The sequence below is a fragment of the Sphingomonas astragali genome, from assembly GCF_051400615.1.
GTDB lineage: Bacteria > Pseudomonadota > Alphaproteobacteria > Sphingomonadales > Sphingomonadaceae > Sphingomonas.
In genome coordinates this window covers 785,270-801,554 of sequence record NZ_JBLFFH010000001.1, presented here as the reverse complement: position 1 = coordinate 801,554, position 16,285 = coordinate 785,270, and the positions used below count along the sequence as shown (strand labels likewise).

The 16,285-nt window shown below is 69.3% G+C and carries 14 protein-coding genes, 1 pseudogene and 1 riboswitch; of the genes and pseudogenes, 5 read left to right on the top strand and 10 right to left on the bottom strand.

Features of this window, described 5'->3' with window-relative positions:
* Window positions 1-5: 5 nt before the first annotated feature.
* Window positions 6-581, bottom strand: a complete 576-nt coding sequence (locus ACMGER_RS04050) for a NifU family protein (RefSeq protein ID WP_436811667.1) — start codon at window positions 579-581, stop codon at window positions 6-8.
* 180 nt (window positions 582-761) lie between these two features.
* On the bottom strand, window positions 762-1,631 hold the full coding sequence (locus ACMGER_RS04045) for an aspartyl/asparaginyl beta-hydroxylase domain-containing protein (protein ID WP_436810826.1): 870 nt from the start codon (window positions 1,629-1,631) through the stop codon (window positions 762-764).
* Between the two features lie 207 nt (window positions 1,632-1,838).
* Between ACMGER_RS04045 and ACMGER_RS04040 the strand changes: the two genes are divergently transcribed.
* The 3 genes from ACMGER_RS04040 (at window position 1,839) to ACMGER_RS04030 (ending at window position 6,933) form a co-directional block, all read left to right on the top strand.
* Entirely contained in the window at window positions 1,839-4,751 is a 2,913-nt protein-coding gene (locus tag ACMGER_RS04040; protein WP_436810825.1) for a M16 family metallopeptidase, read from the top strand.
* Between the two features lie 48 nt (window positions 4,752-4,799).
* A riboswitch (ZMP/ZTP riboswitch) is annotated at window positions 4,800-4,881 on the top strand.
* Between the two features lie 19 nt (window positions 4,882-4,900).
* Window positions 4,901-5,599: a DJ-1/PfpI family protein gene (locus tag ACMGER_RS04035; protein ID WP_436810824.1), complete on the top strand. Its 699-nt coding sequence runs from the start codon at window positions 4,901-4,903 to the stop codon at window positions 5,597-5,599.
* Window positions 5,596-6,933, top strand: a complete 1,338-nt coding sequence (locus tag ACMGER_RS04030) for a cytochrome P450 (RefSeq protein WP_436810823.1) — start codon at window positions 5,596-5,598, stop codon at window positions 6,931-6,933. Before ACMGER_RS04035 ends, ACMGER_RS04030 begins: the two co-directional genes overlap by 4 nt.
* A 98-nt stretch (window positions 6,934-7,031) precedes the next feature.
* Here ACMGER_RS04030 and ACMGER_RS04025 read toward each other — a convergent pair whose 3' ends face one another.
* The 4 genes and pseudogenes from ACMGER_RS04025 to ACMGER_RS04010 form a co-directional block, all read right to left on the bottom strand.
* A complete protein-coding gene (locus ACMGER_RS04025; RefSeq protein WP_436810822.1) occupies window positions 7,032-7,664 on the bottom strand; it encodes a DedA family protein in 633 nt (210 codons plus the stop codon).
* Window positions 7,665-7,724: 60 nt separating this feature from the next.
* A pseudogene (locus ACMGER_RS04020) lies at window positions 7,725-8,393 on the bottom strand (UdgX family uracil-DNA binding protein); the annotation flags it as partial.
* Window positions 8,330-8,815, bottom strand: a complete 486-nt coding sequence (locus ACMGER_RS04015; protein ID WP_436810821.1) for a hemerythrin domain-containing protein — start codon at window positions 8,813-8,815, stop codon at window positions 8,330-8,332. The gene ACMGER_RS04015 and the pseudogene ACMGER_RS04020, both read right to left, overlap by 64 nt.
* A gap of 69 nt (window positions 8,816-8,884) precedes the next feature.
* Window positions 8,885-10,048 carry a phospholipase D-like domain-containing protein gene (locus tag ACMGER_RS04010; RefSeq protein WP_436810820.1) on the bottom strand — a complete coding sequence of 388 codons (1,164 nt, stop codon included), beginning with the start codon at window positions 10,046-10,048 and terminating at the stop codon, window positions 8,885-8,887.
* A gap of 115 nt (window positions 10,049-10,163) precedes the next feature.
* Between ACMGER_RS04010 and rpoZ the strand changes: the two genes are divergently transcribed.
* Window positions 10,164-10,508: a DNA-directed RNA polymerase subunit omega gene (gene rpoZ, locus ACMGER_RS04005; RefSeq protein ID WP_436810819.1), complete on the top strand. Its 345-nt coding sequence runs from the start codon at window positions 10,164-10,166 to the stop codon at window positions 10,506-10,508.
* A gap of 112 nt (window positions 10,509-10,620) precedes the next feature.
* Window positions 10,621-11,403, top strand: a complete 783-nt coding sequence (locus tag ACMGER_RS04000) for a carboxylesterase family protein (RefSeq protein WP_436810818.1) — start codon at window positions 10,621-10,623, stop codon at window positions 11,401-11,403.
* A 53-nt stretch (window positions 11,404-11,456) separates the two neighbouring features.
* On the opposite strand, the gene ACMGER_RS03995 is transcribed toward ACMGER_RS04000, so the two are convergent.
* The 4 genes from ACMGER_RS03995 to ACMGER_RS03980 all read right to left on the bottom strand — a co-directional run bounded on the left by ACMGER_RS03995 (window position 11,457) and on the right by ACMGER_RS03980 (window position 16,104).
* Window positions 11,457-12,875, bottom strand: a complete 1,419-nt coding sequence (locus ACMGER_RS03995; RefSeq protein ID WP_436810817.1) for an ammonium transporter — start codon at window positions 12,873-12,875, stop codon at window positions 11,457-11,459.
* Between the two features lie 16 nt (window positions 12,876-12,891).
* Window positions 12,892-13,230: a P-II family nitrogen regulator gene (locus ACMGER_RS03990; protein WP_436810816.1), complete on the bottom strand. Its 339-nt coding sequence runs from the start codon at window positions 13,228-13,230 to the stop codon at window positions 12,892-12,894.
* 362 nt (window positions 13,231-13,592) lie between these two features.
* Window positions 13,593-13,793, bottom strand: coding sequence for a putative signal transducing protein (locus ACMGER_RS03985; protein WP_436810815.1), 201 nt, complete (start codon window positions 13,791-13,793; stop codon window positions 13,593-13,595).
* Window positions 13,794-13,806: 13 nt separating this feature from the next.
* Window positions 13,807-16,104 (bottom strand): FtsK/SpoIIIE family DNA translocase, encoded by a 2,298-nt coding sequence (locus ACMGER_RS03980; protein WP_436810814.1) that lies wholly within the window; start codon window positions 16,102-16,104, stop codon window positions 13,807-13,809.
* Between the last annotated feature and the right edge of the window lie 181 nt (window positions 16,105-16,285).

The following is a 16,285-nucleotide window of genomic DNA, read 5'->3' as shown; positions in this document are numbered from 1 at the left end:
GAAGATCAGACCGCGCGGACCTCGGTCACTTCGGGGACATAATATTTGAGCAGCTGCTCGATACCCTGCTTCAGCGTTGCCGTCGACGAGGGGCAGCCCGAGCAGGCGCCCTGCATCTGCAGATAGACCTTGCCCTGGTCGAAGCCGCGATAGACGATGTCGCCGCCGTCGTTGGCGACCGCGGGGCGCACGCGCGTGTCGATCAGCTCGCGGATCTGGGCGATGATATCGGCGTCCTCGGGGTTGTCGGCGAACTCGGCGCCTTCGGGCGGCACGGCGATGCCAGCGGCCGAGCCCGGGCGGAACAGCGGCATGTTGGCGGAGAAATGATCGAGCAGCACCGCCAGCACGTCGGGCTTCAGGTCATGCCATTCGACGCCGGGCGCGGCGGTCACCGACACGAAGTCGCGGCCGAAGAACACGCCGGTGACGTCGCCGAGATCGAACAGCGCCTCGGCGAGCGGCGAGGCGGCCGCCTCCTCGGGCGTCGCGAAGTCGCGGGTGCCGGCCTCCATCACGGCGCGGCCGGGCAGGAACTTGAGCGTCGCCGGGTTGGGCGTGGCTTCGGTCTCGATCAGCATGGTATGCATTTGGGCCCGCACAGGCTCGCGATCAAGGCGCAAGACCGAAACGCCAGGTGGATCGCCATTGGAATTTTGGGGGGGCTCCATAGCCCGCTACCAACCGTCACCCCGGCACAAGGCCGGGGTGACGAAGAAGGAAGGACGGAAGCAACCGACTAGCGAGTCGGTCCCGACCGCTCAAACATCCATCGCCTTCAGCGCCGCGTTCCAGCTCAGGATGTTCTCGCGCGCTTCCTGGACGAACGCCGAACGGCGGGCGACGTTGAGGAACAGGTCGGCGAACCATTTGCCGGGCTGGCGCAGCGGCCGCTCGAACTGGATCAGCAGCACGACGCGGGTGCCGCCCGTGTCGTTCCACACCTCATGGTCGTAGGTGTCGTCGAACACCAGGGTCTCGCCCTCCGACCAGCGGACGATGCGCTCGTCGACACGCATCCTGACGTCGCCCTCGTGCGGGACGATCAGTCCCAGGTGGCAGGTGATCAGCCCCTTGGTGACGCCGCGGTGCGCCGGAATGTGCGTGCCGGGCTCGAGGATCGAGAAGAAGGCGCTGTTGAGCCCCGGGATCGTCTCGACCAGCGCGGCGGTCGCCGGGCATTGCTCGAGATTCTCCTCGATCGGATAGCCGTAGCCCCACAGGAAGAAGGACTTCCACATGTTGACCTCGGCGATCGCGCGGTGATCGGGGGAGATCGTCGCGAGGCTCGGCGCCACGCCGCCCTGGAGCGCGACCGCCACCGCCTCGTCGCGGACCGCCTGCCAATTGGCACGCAGCTCCGCCGTCCAGGGGAAGTCGCGCACGTCGAGCACCGGATCGTTCGGCACCAGCGAGGACGAGGCGATCACCCGGTCGAACGGCTGGCGCAGCCGCTTGCCGAGCTGCACGATCAGCGGCCGGCCGCGGACCTTCTCGAACCGTCCGTCCTCGAGCCGGCGCGAATCGGCCGGTGCGCCGGAGATCGCGGTGATGTCGGGGATGCGCGAGGGGGGGCGGTCTCCGGTTCCTGCCCGGGCAGCGGGCTCCGACTTGTCAAGCTTCACGTCCATAACACTCGCCCATTACGGCTGCACTCCGCCGGATCGCAGGTGCCCGGCCCATTGGCGCGGCGATCGCGGCTGGGCCGCGCGCTAGGCGCGACTTGGGTCAAAATCATGGCAGTGCGGCGGCAGCCTCCCGGCCATCGCAACCAGTCGCCTCGCCGCTGCGGCAAGTGATGCTGGCGGGAGATGGCGAACCCGGCTAAATCGGCGGCGATGATTTGGTTCCCCCGCGTGCTCCGCCCGGCGCTCGTCGCGCTCCCCCTGCTCGCCGCTGCCGTCGCCGCCCCGGCGCAGGAACAGGCGCCGCCGCCTGCGCCGCAGACGCAGCCCGGCTGGCTCTACAAGGGCAGCGACATCCCGCCCGATCCCGAATGGCGGTTCGGCGTTCTCCCCAACGGCCTGCGCTATGCCGTGCGCCGCAACGGCGTGCCGCCGGGGCAGGTCGCGATCCGCGTCCGCATGGACGTGGGATCGCTGATGGAGCATGACGACGAGCTCGGCTATGCCCATTTCATCGAGCATCTCTCCTTCCGCGGCTCGGAGCATGTCGCGGACGGCGAGGCGATGCGCATCTGGCAGCGGATGGGCGCGACCTTCGGCGCCGACACCAACGCCAGCACCAGCTTCACCCAGACGGTCTACAAGCTCGACCTGCCGTCGGCGACCGAGGCCAATCTCGACGAGAGCCTCAAGATCCTCGAGGACATGATGGACCGGCCCAGCCTGACCCAGGCCGTGCTCGATTCGGAGCGCCCGGTGGTGCTGGCCGAGGCGCGCGAGCAGCCGGGACCGCAGCTGCGGCTCGCGGACCTCACGCGCGAGACCTTCTTCGCCGGCCAGCTGCTCGCCAAGCGCTCGCCGATCGGCAAGCCGGAGACGCTGACGGCGGCGACGCCGGCGAAGCTGCGCGCCTTCCAGGAGCGCTGGTACCGGCCCGAGCGCGCGGTGGTGGTGATCTCCGGCGACATCGATCCGATCATCTCCGAGCGGCTGATCCAGCGCCACTTCTCCTCCTGGCAGGGCGAGGGACCGGCGACGCCGAGCCCCGACTTCGGCAAGCCCGCCGCCGGCGCCGGTCCCGATACCGCGAGCCTGGTCGAGCCGTCGCTGCCGCCGCTCCTGTCGATGGCCTATCTGCGGCCGTGGACGATCGGCGACGACACCATCATCTTCAACCAGAAGCGCATGGTCGACATGATCGCGACCCGCATCGTCAACCGCCGCCTCGAATCGCGGGCGCGCGGCGGCGGCAGCTTCATCCAGGCGGGCACCGATCTGCAGGACGTGTCGCGCTCCGCCAACGTCACCTTCGTCAACATCCTGCCGCTCGGCAACGACTGGCAGGCGGCGCTGCGCGACGTCCGCCAGACCATCGCCGACGCGATGGCCGCGCCCCCGACCCAGGCCGAGATCGACCGCGAGGTGAGCGAGATCGACGCCAACATGCGCGCGCAGGTGGCGAGCGCCAAGGTCGAAGCCGGGGCCAAGAAGGCCGACGACATGGTCGAGGCGGTCGACATCCACGAGACCACGACGACGATGGCGACGAGCTACGCGATCTTCCAGGACGCGGTGAAGAAGAAGTTCTTCACGCCGGCGGCGGTGCAGGCCTCGGCCAAGGCGGTGTTCTCCGGCACCGCGCTGCGGGCGGTGATCAACAGCCCCACCCCCGGCGAGGATGCCGCCGCCGAACTCGCGGCCGCGCTCAAGACCGACGTCAAGGGCGCCGCCGAGGCCGCGGCCCGCCTGTCCAAGGTCAGCTTCGACAAGCTGCCGAAGCTCGGTCCCAAGGGGAAGGTCGTCAGCCGCACCGTCGCGCTCGCCGACCCCAAGATGGAGCGGATCGAGTTCGCCAACGGCGTGACGATGCTGCTGTTCGAGAATCCGTCCGAGGTGAGCCGCGTCTACGTCCGCGTGCGCTTCGGCCGCGGCCTGACCGCGCTGCCCTCCGACCGGCCGACGCCGGCCTTTGCCGCCGACCTCGCGCTGATGCCGAGCGGGATCGGCAAGATGGGGCAGGAGGAGATCGACCGCCTCACCGGCGGCCGCCGGATCGGCTACGACTTCGCGACCGACGACGACGCCTTCGTCGTCGGCGCGACCACCTCGGCCGAGGACCTGCCCGACCAGCTCCGGCTGTTCGCCGCCAAGCTGCAGTCGCCCGGCTGGGACCCCAAGCCGGTGATGCGGGCGCGGGCGGCGCTGCTGGCGAGCTACGCCGCGCTCGGCGCGTCGCCCGACGGCGTGCTCGCGCGCGACCTCGAGGGGCTGCTCCACGCCGGCGATCCGCGCTGGGGCACGCCGTCGCGCGAGGAGATCGACCAGCTCACCCCCGAGAGCTTCCGCGCCTTGTGGGCGCCGCTGCTCGCCGAAGGGCCGATCGAGGTGCAGGTGTTCGGCGACGTCAAGTCCGAGGCCGCGATCGACGCGGTGGCGAGGAGCTTCGGCGCGCTCAAGCCGCGCAAGCCCGCTCCTGCGGTGGCGCCCGCGGCGAAGTTCCCGGCGCATGTCGCCAATCCGGTGGTGCGTACCCATGGCGGGCGCGACACCCAGGCGGCGGCGGTGATCGCCTGGCCGACCGGCGGCGGCGTCGAGGGCATCGGCGAGGGCCGGCGGCTCGACGTGCTGGCGGCGGTGTTCCGCGACCGGCTGCTCAACCAGCTGCGCATGAAGGCGGGGATCAGCTACACCCCCAACGTCGACTCGCAATGGCCGGTCGGGATGCCGGGCGGCGGCCGCGTCATGGCGATGGGGATGGTGCCGCCCGACAAGACCGGCTTCTTCTTCGAGCTCGCCCGCGGCATCGCCGCGGACCTGGCGGCGAAACCGGTCGACGCCGACGAATTGAAGCGCGCGCTGCTGCCGATCGCGCAGCAGATGATGCGCTTTTCGACCGGCAACATGTTCTGGCTCGAACAGACCGAGGGCGGCACGCTCGATCCTCGACGGATGAAGGCGGTCGACGCGCTCGCCAGCGACCTCGCCGGGACGACTCCGCAGGAGATCCAGGCGCTCGCGGCCAAGTACCTGCGCCCCGACAAGGACTGGACGCTGGTGGTGCTGCCCGAAGGCTCGCCCCAGGCCGCCGCGGCGATGGCGGCGAGTAGGAGCGCAGGCGGGCAATAGGGCGGCCGGCAGGGTTCAGCCTCGCCGCCGGTTGCGCTAGGCTCCGGTCACGCCGCACGTGACTGGCGATTCGGGATGGAGCACCATCGGGAAGCGCGCGGGCCTGACGCCGCTCGCCTGGGTACCCCTTTACGTTGAGGAGGACTGCCATGCCCGAGCCGATCACCATTGCCTTCCTGCTCTATCCGCACGTCACCCAGCTCGACCTGACCGGTCCGGCACAGGTGCTGTCGCGGCTCGGCGGTGCCCGCATCGCGCTGGTCGCGAAGACGCGCGATCCGGTGCCGACCGATGCCGGTTTCCCGCTGCTGCCGACCGCCATTTTCGACGAGGTGCCGGCGGCGGACGTCCTGTGCGTGCCGGGCGGCTTCGGCACCGTCGCGGCGATGGAGGACGACGCGACGCTCGCCTGGCTGCGGCAGGTGGGCGCCGGCGCGACCTGGGTCACCAGCGTCTGCACCGGATCGCTGCTGCTCGGCGCGGCGGGGCTGCTCCGCGGCTATCGCGCCGCCTGCCATTGGGCCTCGCGCGACCAGCTCGCCTGGTTCGGCGCCGAGCCGGTGGCGGAGCGGGTGGTGTTCGACCGCAACCGCGCGACCGGCGGCGGCGTGACCGCGGGGATCGACTTCGCCCTCGCGCTGACCGCGGCGATCCGCGGCGAGGAGCACGCCCGCTTCGTCCAGCTCAGCCTGGAATATGACCCCGCCCCGCCGTTCGACAGCGGATCGCCCGAGCGCGCCGCGCCGGAGACGCTGGCGCGCTATCATGCGATGGTCGAGGCCCATGCGCCCGGCCGCGCCGAGAAGGTGAAGGCGATCGCGGACAGACTGATGCCATTGATGCCATGAGCTTCGTCCCCGTTCATCCGCCGCGGCCGAACCGCCTGCGGCCGGCCTGGAGCGCCTTCTTCGGCGAGCGGTCGCGCAATGCCGTCGCGGGCTGGACGCACCGCGCGTTCGAGGACTGGACGATCACGCGCCGGCTGATGGGCCTGACGATCCACTTTCCGCGCCATCCCGACATGATCGAGCGCGTGCTGCTCGGCAATGCCGTCAATTATGTGAAACCCCGCGTGGTCAAGCGGCTGATCGCGCCGATCATCGGCGAGGGGCTGCTCACCGCCGACGGCGAGCTGTGGCGGCAGCAGCGGCGGATGGTGGCGCCAAGCTTCGCGCCCGGCGCGGTGGCGGCGCTCACCCCGCTGATCGCCGCTGCCGCTGAGCGGCGCATGGCCGGCTGGCCCGCGCGCGGCACGATCGACATCGCCGCCGCCGCGACCGACGCGACGATGACGATCATCGCCGAGGCGCTGTTCTCCGGCGACCGGCGGCTGGTGACGCCGGCGGCGAGCCGCCACATCACCGCCGCGCTGGAGGCGGCGGGCGCGGTCCGCATGTCGGCGATCCTCGGCCTGCCGGCGATCGGCTTCTCATCTAAAATCCGCGCCGGTCATGCCGGACGGCGCTTCCTGCGCACCACGCTCACCGCGATCGTGCGCGAGCGCGGGCCCGACGGTGGCGACGATTTCCTGGGCGGCGTGATCCGCGCGCTGCGCGAGCGCTTCCCGCCGGTCGAGGCGATCAAGCTCGCCGTCGACAATGCCGCCACCTTCTACCTCGCCGGACACGAGACCACCGCCAATGCGCTGGCGTGGAGCATGTACCTGATCGCCAACGCGCCGGAGGTGCAGGAGCGCGCACGGACGGAGGCGGCGGCTGCGCTGGCAGGCGAGGTCACGACGCTGCCGGAGCGGCTGCCCTATCTGCGCCAAATCCTCGACGAGGCGCTGCGCCTCTACCCCCCCGCGCCGCGTTTCGACCGGGAGGCGGCGGACGACGACCGGCTCGGCGAGCTGGTCGTGCGCAAGGGCGACATCGTCTCGATCTGGCCCTGGCTGATCCACCGCCACCGGCGGCTGTGGGACGATCCCGACGCCTTCGATCCCGACCGCTTCGCGCCGGGCCGCGAGGCGGAGCGCCACCGCTTCCAATACATCCCCTTCGGCGGCGGCCCGCGCACCTGCGTCGGAATGCGCTTCGCAATCACCGAGGCGCTGGTGATCCTCGCCCAGTGGCTGGCGGCGCGCCGCTATGCACCGACGCCGGGCCGTCCGGTCGAGCCGCTGGGCACGGTGACGCTGCGGCCGCAGGGAGGACTGTGGCTCGACGTCAGCCCGGCCTAGAGTTTGATCGACCTCGCGTGAAACGGCCGCGGAACAAATAAGAACTGGCCGGATCCGACCCTGGGACTGGATCGGCGCAGGTCAGGCTCAAGCGGACTCTAGCGCGCTTTGCGGATGCTGCGGACGCGGTGCCAGACATAGCCGCCGACCAGCAGCACCAGCACGACGCCGATCACCGCATCGGCCGAATGGAACGCCTCCTTGAGCCGGGGATCGGTGTGCCATGCCTCGCCGAGCTTCATCCCCACCCAGGTCAGCGCGAAGCAGAAGGGCCAGCTGCCGGCGAAGGTGTAGAGGTGGAAGGGGATGAGCGGCATCTTCGCGACGCCGGCAGGGAAGGCGATGAAGGTGCGGATCACCGGCAGGAGGCGGCCGATGAACACCGCCGAGCGGCCCCAGCGCAGGAAGAAGCGGTCGGCGGCGTCGAGCTCGTCGGGACCGATCAGCAGATACTTGCCCCAGCGCTCGAATACCGGCCGGCCGCCGCGCTTGCCGATCTCGTATGCGACCACCGAGCCCAGATTGCAGCCGAGCGCGCCGGCGGTGGCGGCGGCGAACAGGTTCATCTTGCCGAGCGAGACCAGATAGCCCGCGAACGGCATCACCAGCTCGGACGGCAGGGGAATGCAGGCGCTCTCGATCGCCATCAGGATGAGGACGCCGAGATAGCCGGTCGCTTCGATGACCGCGATGACGATGCCGGCGAGCCAGCCGAGGATCTGTTCCACCATGCTCGGCTTGGTGGCCGAAGCCGCGGCGCTTGCCTAGCCCCCTGACGCGCCGTCCGGCCGCTATTTCAGCCGCGCCGCCGCCCGCTTGATGTCCTCGACGAAGCGGCCGAACTCCTCCTCCGCTTGCCGCCGGTCGCGGATGCGCAGCAGGAAGCTCGGGTGGATCGTCACCCAGCCTTCGCTGCCGTCGGCGAGCGGGATCGGGGCGCCACGCGCCCTGGTGATCGTCACCGCCTTGCCGATCATCGATCGCGCTGCGGTGGCGCCGAGCGCGACCGTCATCTGGGGCTTCACCAGCGCTGATTCCCGCTCGATCCACCAGCGGCAGGCGATGATCTCGCCGGCATTGGGCTTGGAATGGAGGCGGCGCTTGCCGCGGCGCTCGAACTTGAAGTGCTTGACGGCGTTGGTGACGTAGACCCGGCCGCGATCGACGCCGGCGCTCGCGAGCGCGCGGTCGAACACCTGACCGGCAGGGCCGACGAAAGGCCGGCCGGCGAGGTCCTCCTGATCGCCTGGCTGCTCGCCGACGAACATCAGGCGCGCGTCGAGCGGGCCCTCGCCGAACACCGTCTGGGTGGCGTCCCTGTAGAGATCGCAGCGCGTGCAGCCCGCCGCCTCCTCGCGCACCGCCGCCCAGGCCGCCGCGATGTTGCCGCCGACGCTCATTCGCGCTCGTCGCTCCCCGGCGGATTGCCCTTGGCGAGCTCCAATTCCTCCGGCTTGCGCTCCTCGTAGGTTCTGGCGAGCTGATACTCCGTCGGGCCGTCGAACCGCCTGTCGGCCGCCGGAAACATCTCCTTCTCTTCCTCGTCGATATGATGCTCGTAGCGGCGGCGCATGTGGAAGAATCGCTCGGTCCATTCGTCGGAGGCGGAATCGAGCTCCATCATCTGCCCGAGGACGTCGTCGATCTCCTTGTGCTCGGCGATCGAATGACGGGCGTCCTCGCGCAGCTTCGGATCGGCGAGCATCGCCGCGTAGAGCGATTCCTCCTCGGCGGCGGCATGGCTCTGGAGCTCGAGGCGGAATTCCTCGAACAGCATCCTGCGCTTCTTGGTATCGCCCCGAAGCTCGCCCAATTCCTTCAGCATCCGGCGCTGCTTGTCGTGATCCGCCTTCAAGTCGCGGAAGATTTTGGCTTCGGCCACCGATCTTCTCCTCCGCGCGCCAACCGGCGAGGAGCCCGGCGGGTTTCAGTTGCGATTCGTTTGCACCGATCAGCTCCGGTCGCTGCCGAAGCTCAGCCGCCGCGTCACTTCCGGGTCGAGCACGGCCATCACGAACCAGGCGGCGAACTGCTTGGTCCGCGTCCACCAGCCGGTGCGCGCCTTGTGGAGCTCCGGCGTGATCCGCTCCGAATCCGCAACCTCGCCGTCGACATAGGCGCGGACGTGCGCGGCGAAGGCGGGGTCGTCGATCCGCAGCATCAGCTCCAGGTTCAGGAACAGGCTGCGCATGTCGAAATTGGCCGAGCCGATATGGACGGTGTCGTCGATCACGAACAGCTTGGTGTGGAGCTTGGTCGGCTGATATTCGTAGATCTCGACGCCCTTCTTGAGCAGGCCGGCGTAGGTGAAGCGCGCCGCCCAGATCGCGGCGGGATGGTCGTTCTTGGCGGGCAGCACCACGCGCACGCGGCCGCGCCGGCTCGCCTTGTCGAGCCGGGTCAGCATCGCCGGGCTCGGCGCGAAATAGGCGGCGATGATGTCGACGCGGTGCGCGGCCTTGATGTCGTTCTTGACGACCCGCGCCCAGGGCGAGAGCCGCCGCGTCGGTCCGCCAAGCAGCCAGCGCGCGCGGCCCGCCGGCTCGCTCCAGGTCGAGAGCATACGGCGCAGCGAGCGGAGCGACGATTTGGGCCGGTGCGCCCAGCGCGACAAGGCGTCATAGTAGCCGACGAGCCGCTTGGCCGCGGGACCCTCGACGACGAGGCCGAGGTCGCGCCACGCCTGCTCGGCGGGCGTGCCGAAATAGCTGTCCTGGACATTGAAGCCGCCGATGATCGCGATCCTCTCGTCGGCGATGGCGAGCTTCTGATGGTTGCGCAGCAGATAGCGGCGGCCGAGCCGCGGCACGAAGCGGCACACATCTACTCCTGCCGCGACCAGCGGGGCGAAGAAATGGCGCTGCGCGGCGTGCTCGCTGCCGAGCCCGTCGACGGTGAGCGACACCCTCACCCCGCGTCCTGCGGCGCGAATCAGCGCGTTGCGCACGGTCGCGCCGGCGGCGTCGTCAACGTAGATGTAGAAGAGCAGGCGGACGCTTTCCCTGGCTCCGTCGATCAGCGCGATCAGCGCCTCCAGCCGGGCGGGGCCGGTGTCGAGCAGCGTCAGGCGATTGCCTTCGACCTCGAACGTCGGCTGGATCAAAGGCGCGTCCACGCCGCCGATGTGGCGCGCCCGCGCGGGCTCGGCAAGCCGTTTTCCTTGACTCTCGCAGGTCTACTCCCTAGGTGCAGCACCTTTCCCGAACACCGTTTGCCCAAGGAAGTGCTGGATGGCGCGCGTCACCGTCGAGGATTGCGTCGACAAGATCCCGAACCGTTTCGACCTGGTGCTGCTGGCCGCGCAGCGTGCGCGTCAGATCTCCGGCGGCGCCGAGCTGACGCTCGACCGCGACCGGGACAAGAACCCGGTCGTGGCGCTGCGCGAGATCGCCGAGCAGACCGTCACCCCGAACCAGCTCGAGGAAGCGCTCGTCTCGAGTATGCAGAAGGTGCAGATCGACGACGAGGAAGCACCCGACGAGATCGGCAGCCTCGCCGCTTCCGCCGAGGCGCTGCGCCTCACCGCCGCCGCGCCGCCGCGCAACCAGAACGTCGGCGGGGACTACGACGGCTGAGCCGTTCGCCAGTTTCGAGACACGAAGGGCCGGAGCATCGCTCCGGCCTTTTTCGTATCCGCGCGACCGACTAGCGTGCAGTGAAAGCAACGGAGAATGAGATATGCGGCGAATGGTTTCTGTCCTGCTGGCGCTGATGGCGTGGCTGGCGCCCGCGGCGGCCGAGGCGCGGGAGACCGGCTTTCTCGACCGCACGGTGACGGTGGCGGGGGTGCGCCACCGTTATCAGGTTTATGTGCCACGCGGCTATCGGCCGGGCGAGAAGCTGCCGGTCATCCTCGCGCTGCACGGCGCCGGCGAACGCGGCAATGACGGGCTGCTCCAGACCGACGTGGGGCTCGGCCATGCCATTCGCAAGCACGTCGAGCGCTGGCCGGCGATCATAGTGTTCCCGCAGGTGCTGAAGGACCGGCTGTGGCAGAACAGCAAGGACGTCGCGCTCGCGGCATTGGCGGCGGCCGAGCGCGAGTTCCGCACCGATCGGAACCGCGTCTATGTGATGGGGCTGTCGATGGGCGGCAACGGCACCTGGGCGCTCGCCTATGACCAGCCGGATCGGTTCGCGGGAACCGTGGTGGTGTGCGGCTTCGTCAAGCCGCTCGGCTTCCGCGAGTATCAGCCGATCGCCCCCGCGTCCGAACCCGATCCCTATGCCGCGATGGCCAGGCGAATCGCGCGCCTGCCGGTCTGGATCGTCCATGGCGATGCCGATCCGGTCGTTCCGGTCGAGGATTCGCGGCAGATGGCGGCAGCGCTCAAGGCTGTCGGTGCCCAGGTGCGCTACAAGGAGCTGCCCGGCGTCGGGCACGATGCCTGGCTCCAGGGGTTCGACGATCCCGAGCTCCCCGCCTGGCTGTTCGCGCAGCGGCGCACTCCACGCACCGGCGACGAATAAAAAAGGGCCGGCGGAATGACCCGCCGGCCCAGTCGTCCGCAGGAGGAACCTCGTCAGTAGTTGTAGGCGCGCTCGCCGTGCTCGTTGATGTCGAGACCCTCGGTCTCGACCTCGGCCGACGGGCGGATGCCGATGGTGTATTTGAGCGCCAGGAACAGCACCGCCGAGACGATGCCCGACCACAGCAGCGTGATCGCGACCGCGGTGATCTGGGTCACCAGCTGCGCGCCCATGTCGTAGGTGCCGACCACCGCCGGGAACTTGGTGTAGTCGAAGAAGCCTTGCCCGCCGAGCGCCGGATCGGCGACGATGCCGGTGCCGATCGCACCGACGATTCCGCCGACGCAGTGCACGCCGAACACGTCGAGCGAGTCGTCGTAGCCGAACCGGTTCTTCACCGTCGTCACGAAGAAGAAGCAGATGATCGAGACCGCGAAGCCCAAGAGGATCGAGGTCATCGGCGCGGCGAAGCCCGACGCCGGGGTGATCGCGACCAGGCCGGCGACCGCACCGGTCGCGGCGCCGAGCAGCGACGGTTTCTTGTGCACGACCTGCTCGATCACCGCCCAGGCCACCGCCGCCGCGGCGGTCGCGACGAAGGTGTTGATGAAGGCGACGGCAGTGACCCCGTTCGATTCGAGGTTCGAGCCGGCGTTGAAGCCGAACCAGCCGACCCACAGCAGCGAGGCGCCGATCATCGTCATGGTCAAGGAGTGCGGCGGCATCGGCTCCTTCTTGTAGCCGAGGCGCGGGCCGATGATCAGGCAGCCGACCAGGCCGGCGATGCCCGCATTGATGTGGACGACGGTGCCGCCCGCGAAGTCGAGCGCGCCCTTGCCCCAGAGGTAGCCATAATCGGTCGGCGCGTCGGGCAGGAAGTCCGGACCCGCCCAGTACCAGACCATGTGCGCGATCGGGAAATAGGCGAAGGTCAGCCACAGCACCATGAAGATCATCAGCGGCGTGAACTTCACCCGCTCCGCGAACGCACCGACGATCAGCGCCGGCGTGATGCAGGCGAAGGTCATCTGGAAGCAGACGAAGGCGAACTCGGGGATGTAGACGTTGTTCGAGAAGGTCGCGGCATAGGTGGTGCCGGAGACGCCGGCGAGGAACGCCTTCGACAGGCCGCCGAAGAAATGGTTGTCGCCTCCGCTGGTGAAGGCGATCGAATAGCCCCAGCACACCCATACCAGCGCCGCGACCGAGACGATCATCAGCACCTGCATCAGCACCGACAGCATGTTCTTGGTGCGTACCAGGCCGCCGTAGAACAGCGCGAGGCCGGGGATCGACATCATCAGCACCAGCACCGACGAGGTCAGCATCCAGGTGGTATCGCCCTTGTTGACCATCGCCGCCTGGGCGACGGCATCCGGCGCCTTCACCAGCGCGGGCGCGGCGGCGAAGGCCGGGTGCGCCAGCACGGCGCCGACGCCCAGGGCCGCGGCAAGCTTCAACATCTGCTTCATCGTTCCCCCCTTCATCTCAGAGCGCCGTCTCGTCGGTCTCGCCGGTGCGGATGCGGACGGCCTGACCGACATCGAGCACGAAGATCTTGCCGTCGCCGATCGCGCCGGTGTTGGCCGAGGCCTGGATCGCCTCCACCACCTTGGGCGCGAGATCGGCGGCGCAGACCACCTCGATCTTGATCTTCGGCACCATGTTCGTGCTGTATTCCGCCCCGCGGTAGATTTCGGTCTGCCCCTTCTGGCGGCCGAAACCCTTGACCTCGGTGACGGTCATGCCCGCGACGCCGGCCTCGGTCAGCGCCTCCCGGACCTCGTCGAGCTTGAACGGCTTGATGATCGCGATGACCAATTTCATTGGCACCCCCTTGCGCAGTCGCAAGGAAATGCCACGCAAGGGGCGTGCCAAAGCAATTTCGGGCCGAGAAAGCGGTTTCTGGGGACCGAAAATTGTCGATTGGCGGTAAATTTTTGTGCAGCTGCGAAGGGGGTGCCTAAGAATCGGGCAGCTCCGGCGGATTGAACGTATCAGCCCTACATCCGTCACCCCGGCCTTGTGCCGGGGTCCACCGGGCAGCCGAGCACAAGTCTCGCGATTCCGGCTAAGCCTTGAGCTTCGGTCCTTGTGGAGGGGTGGATGCCGGAACAGGTCCGGCATGACGGAACGGCTATAATCATGTTTTTTTTCCGTTATTCCGGCTTCCGGCGGATGAGGGTCAACTAGCCCGCGCCGACGACCCCGCGCGCGGCCTCCAGATCGTCCTCGTCGACCATCACGCGGACCGGGATCAGCAGCCAGCTGCCGTCCGCGATCGAGGCGCCGCCGTCGAAGGCGACGGCAGGAATCCCTTCCGACTCCAGCCTGCCCACCAGCAGATGCGCGAGGTTGCGGTCATAGCGGCCGAGCTCGACGAGACTCATCTGGCCCAGCTCATCAGGCGAGCGGCCGCCCGTCGGGATCCATCAGCACCTCGCGCCGGCCGACATGGTCGGGGCGCGAGACCAGCCCGTCCTTCTCCATCCGCTCCACCAGGCGCGCGGCCGAATTGTAGCCGACGCGCAGCTGTCGCTGGAGCCAGGAGGTCGAGGCCTTCTGGCTCTCCGCGACGAGCTGGCAGGCGCGGCGGTAGAGCTGGTCCTCGGGGCTGTCGTCGCCGGAGGGACCGCCCTCCATCGCGAAGCCGTCGTCGCCCTCGGGATCGTTGGTGACCGCGTCGATGTAATCGGGCTCGCCCTGCGACCGCCAGAACTCGGCGACCGCCTGCACCTCCTCGTCGCTGACGAAGGGGCCGTGGACGCGCGCCACCCCCTTGCCGCCCGGCATGTAGAGCATGTCGCCCTTGCCCAGCAGCTGCTCCGCGCCCTGTTCGCCGAGGATGGTGCGCGAATCGATCTTGCTGGTGACGTGGAAGCTGATGCGGGTCGGCAGGTTCGCCTTGATCACGCCGGTGATGACGTCGACCGACGGGCGCTGCGTCGCCATGATCAGGTGGATGCCGGCCGCGCGCGCCTTCTGCGCGAGGCGCTGGATCAGGAACTCGACCTCCTTGCCGGCGGTCATCATCAGGTCGGCGAGCTCGTCGACGATCACCACGATCTGCGGCAGCGGGGCGAGGTCGAGCTCCTCCTCCTCGTACATCGGCTTGCCGGTGTCGGGATCGTAGCCGACCTGCACCCGGCGGCCGAGCTTCTGCCCCTTGGCCTTGGCGGCCTTCACCTTGTCGTTGAAGCTGGCGAGGCTGCGGACGTTGACCGAGGCCATCATCCGGTAGCGCTCCTCCATCTGCTCGACCGCCCATTTGAGCGCGCGCACCGCCTTGGGCGGATCGGTGACGACGTCGGCGAGCAGATGCGGGATGCCCTTGTACATGCTGAGTTCGAGCATCTTGGGGTCGATCATGATCAGCCGGCACTGGTCCGGCGTCAGCCGGTAGAGCAGCGACAGGATCATGCAGTTGAGGCCCACCGACTTGCCCGAGCCGGTGGTGCCGGCGACGAGCAGGTGCGGCATCGGCGCGAGGTCCGCGACCACCGGATCGCCCGCGATATTCTTGCCGAGCACCAGCGGCAGGCCGCTGCCTTGGTCGGCGAAGCTCTGGCTACCGATCAACTCGTGCAGGTTGACCGCCTCGCGCTTGGCGTTGGGCAGCTCGATGCCGATCACGCTGCGCCCCGGGATGGTGGCGACGCGTGCCGAGATCGCGCTCATGTTGCGGGCGATGTCGTCGGCGAGCTGGATCACGCGGCTCGCCTTGATGCCGGCGGCGGGCTCCAGCTCGTACATCGTCACCACCGGGCCGGGACGAACCTCGACGATCGAGCCCTTGACGTTGAAATCGTCGAGCACGCTTTCGAGCAGGCGCGCATTGCGCTCGAGCGCCGCCTTGTCGACCGCGGCCTTGCCGCTCGGCGGCGCCGGCTTCAAGAGGTCGAGCGGCGGCAGGCGGTAGTTGTCGCGGAAATCGAGCGAACCCTGCTCCGCCCTCGGCTTGGCCAGCGAGGGCGCGAGCGTGCGGTCGCTGATCACCGGCGCCGGGCGATCGATCGGCGCAGCCGGCTTGCGCGGCTGCGGCTTGGGCGTCGGCTCGGCGATCACGCGCTCCGCCGGCGCATCGGCGGGCGCATCGCGGCGAAAGCTCGGCAGCGCCAGCCTGCGGTCGGGCAGCTCGAGGTTGACCGCGCGCGCCCAGATCACGATCCCGCCGACGGCGAGCAGCACCGCCACCGCGGTCTGCGTCCAGAATTCCGCCGCTTCATCGCCGATGAACCCGGTCGCCCAGCGGCAAAGGTCGGCGAGCAGGATGCCGACGACCCCGCCCCAGCCGGCCGGCAGCCGCAGCCACGATGCCGTCGGCAGAAACGCCATCCCGGCCGCGACCAGCACCATCGCGATCGCGCAGTTCCGCAGCATCGCGCCCCAGCGGCCCACCGGCCGGTCGCGCCACAAGCGCGCCGCGATCACCAGCAGCGGCGGCAGCATCAGCGCGATCCATGGCCCGGCGATGCTCAGCAGCAAGTCCGCGACCATCGCCCCCGGCGCGCCGATCAGGTTGCGCACCGGGCCGCCCGCGGCGGTGTTGAGCGAGGGATCGCCCGGATGGTAGCTGACGAGCGCGAGGGTGAGCAGCACGAGGACGATCAGCAGCGCAAGCGCGCCGATCATCGCGCCTGAGCGCCGTGCCCCGGCCTTCATCGTGTCGCGCCACAGAAAGGGCGCCGCGCGGGTTGCCATTGCCTTGTCCCCCCGGGAACGTCGCCGACCATCGGCGTTCCCCTATTGTCCTCCCCCACGGACTCGACGTCAAGGCGGCGGCATTGGCAGCGGCGGCGAGCCGGGCTAGGGCCGACGCCAGGTGAAGCTGACTGTGCTCCTGCGAAAGCAGGAGCCCTGGACCACGGGCGGATCGCTTGCC

What these genes read in the sequence shown, in the direction of transcription:
- ACMGER_RS03990 (WP_436810816.1), bottom strand. Translation starts at nt 13,230, where the DNA reads ATGAAATTGGTCATCGCGATCATCAAGCCGTTCAAGCTCGACGAGGTC.
- ACMGER_RS04035 (WP_436810824.1), top strand. Translation starts at nt 4,901, where the DNA reads ATGCCCGAGCCGATCACCATTGCCTTCCTGCTCTATCCGCACGTCACC.
- ACMGER_RS04050 (WP_436811667.1), bottom strand. Translation starts at nt 581, where the DNA reads ATGCTGATCGAGACCGAAGCCACGCCCAACCCGGCGACGCTCAAGTTC.
- ACMGER_RS03995 (WP_436810817.1), bottom strand. Translation starts at nt 12,875, where the DNA reads ATGAAGCAGATGTTGAAGCTTGCCGCGGCCCTGGGCGTCGGCGCCGTG.
- ACMGER_RS04030 (WP_436810823.1), top strand. Translation starts at nt 5,596, where the DNA reads ATGAGCTTCGTCCCCGTTCATCCGCCGCGGCCGAACCGCCTGCGGCCG.
- rpoZ (WP_436810819.1), top strand. Translation starts at nt 10,164, where the DNA reads ATGGCGCGCGTCACCGTCGAGGATTGCGTCGACAAGATCCCGAACCGT.
- ACMGER_RS03985 (WP_436810815.1), bottom strand. Translation starts at nt 13,793, where the DNA reads ATGAGTCTCGTCGAGCTCGGCCGCTATGACCGCAACCTCGCGCATCTG.
- ACMGER_RS04000 (WP_436810818.1), top strand. Translation starts at nt 10,621, where the DNA reads ATGGTTTCTGTCCTGCTGGCGCTGATGGCGTGGCTGGCGCCCGCGGCG.
- ACMGER_RS04040 (WP_436810825.1), top strand. Translation starts at nt 1,839, where the DNA reads ATGATTTGGTTCCCCCGCGTGCTCCGCCCGGCGCTCGTCGCGCTCCCC.
- ACMGER_RS04045 (WP_436810826.1), bottom strand. Translation starts at nt 1,631, where the DNA reads ATGGACGTGAAGCTTGACAAGTCGGAGCCCGCTGCCCGGGCAGGAACC.
- ACMGER_RS03980 (WP_436810814.1), bottom strand. Translation starts at nt 16,104, where the DNA reads ATGGCAACCCGCGCGGCGCCCTTTCTGTGGCGCGACACGATGAAGGCC.
- ACMGER_RS04025 (WP_436810822.1), bottom strand. Translation starts at nt 7,664, where the DNA reads ATGGTGGAACAGATCCTCGGCTGGCTCGCCGGCATCGTCATCGCGGTC.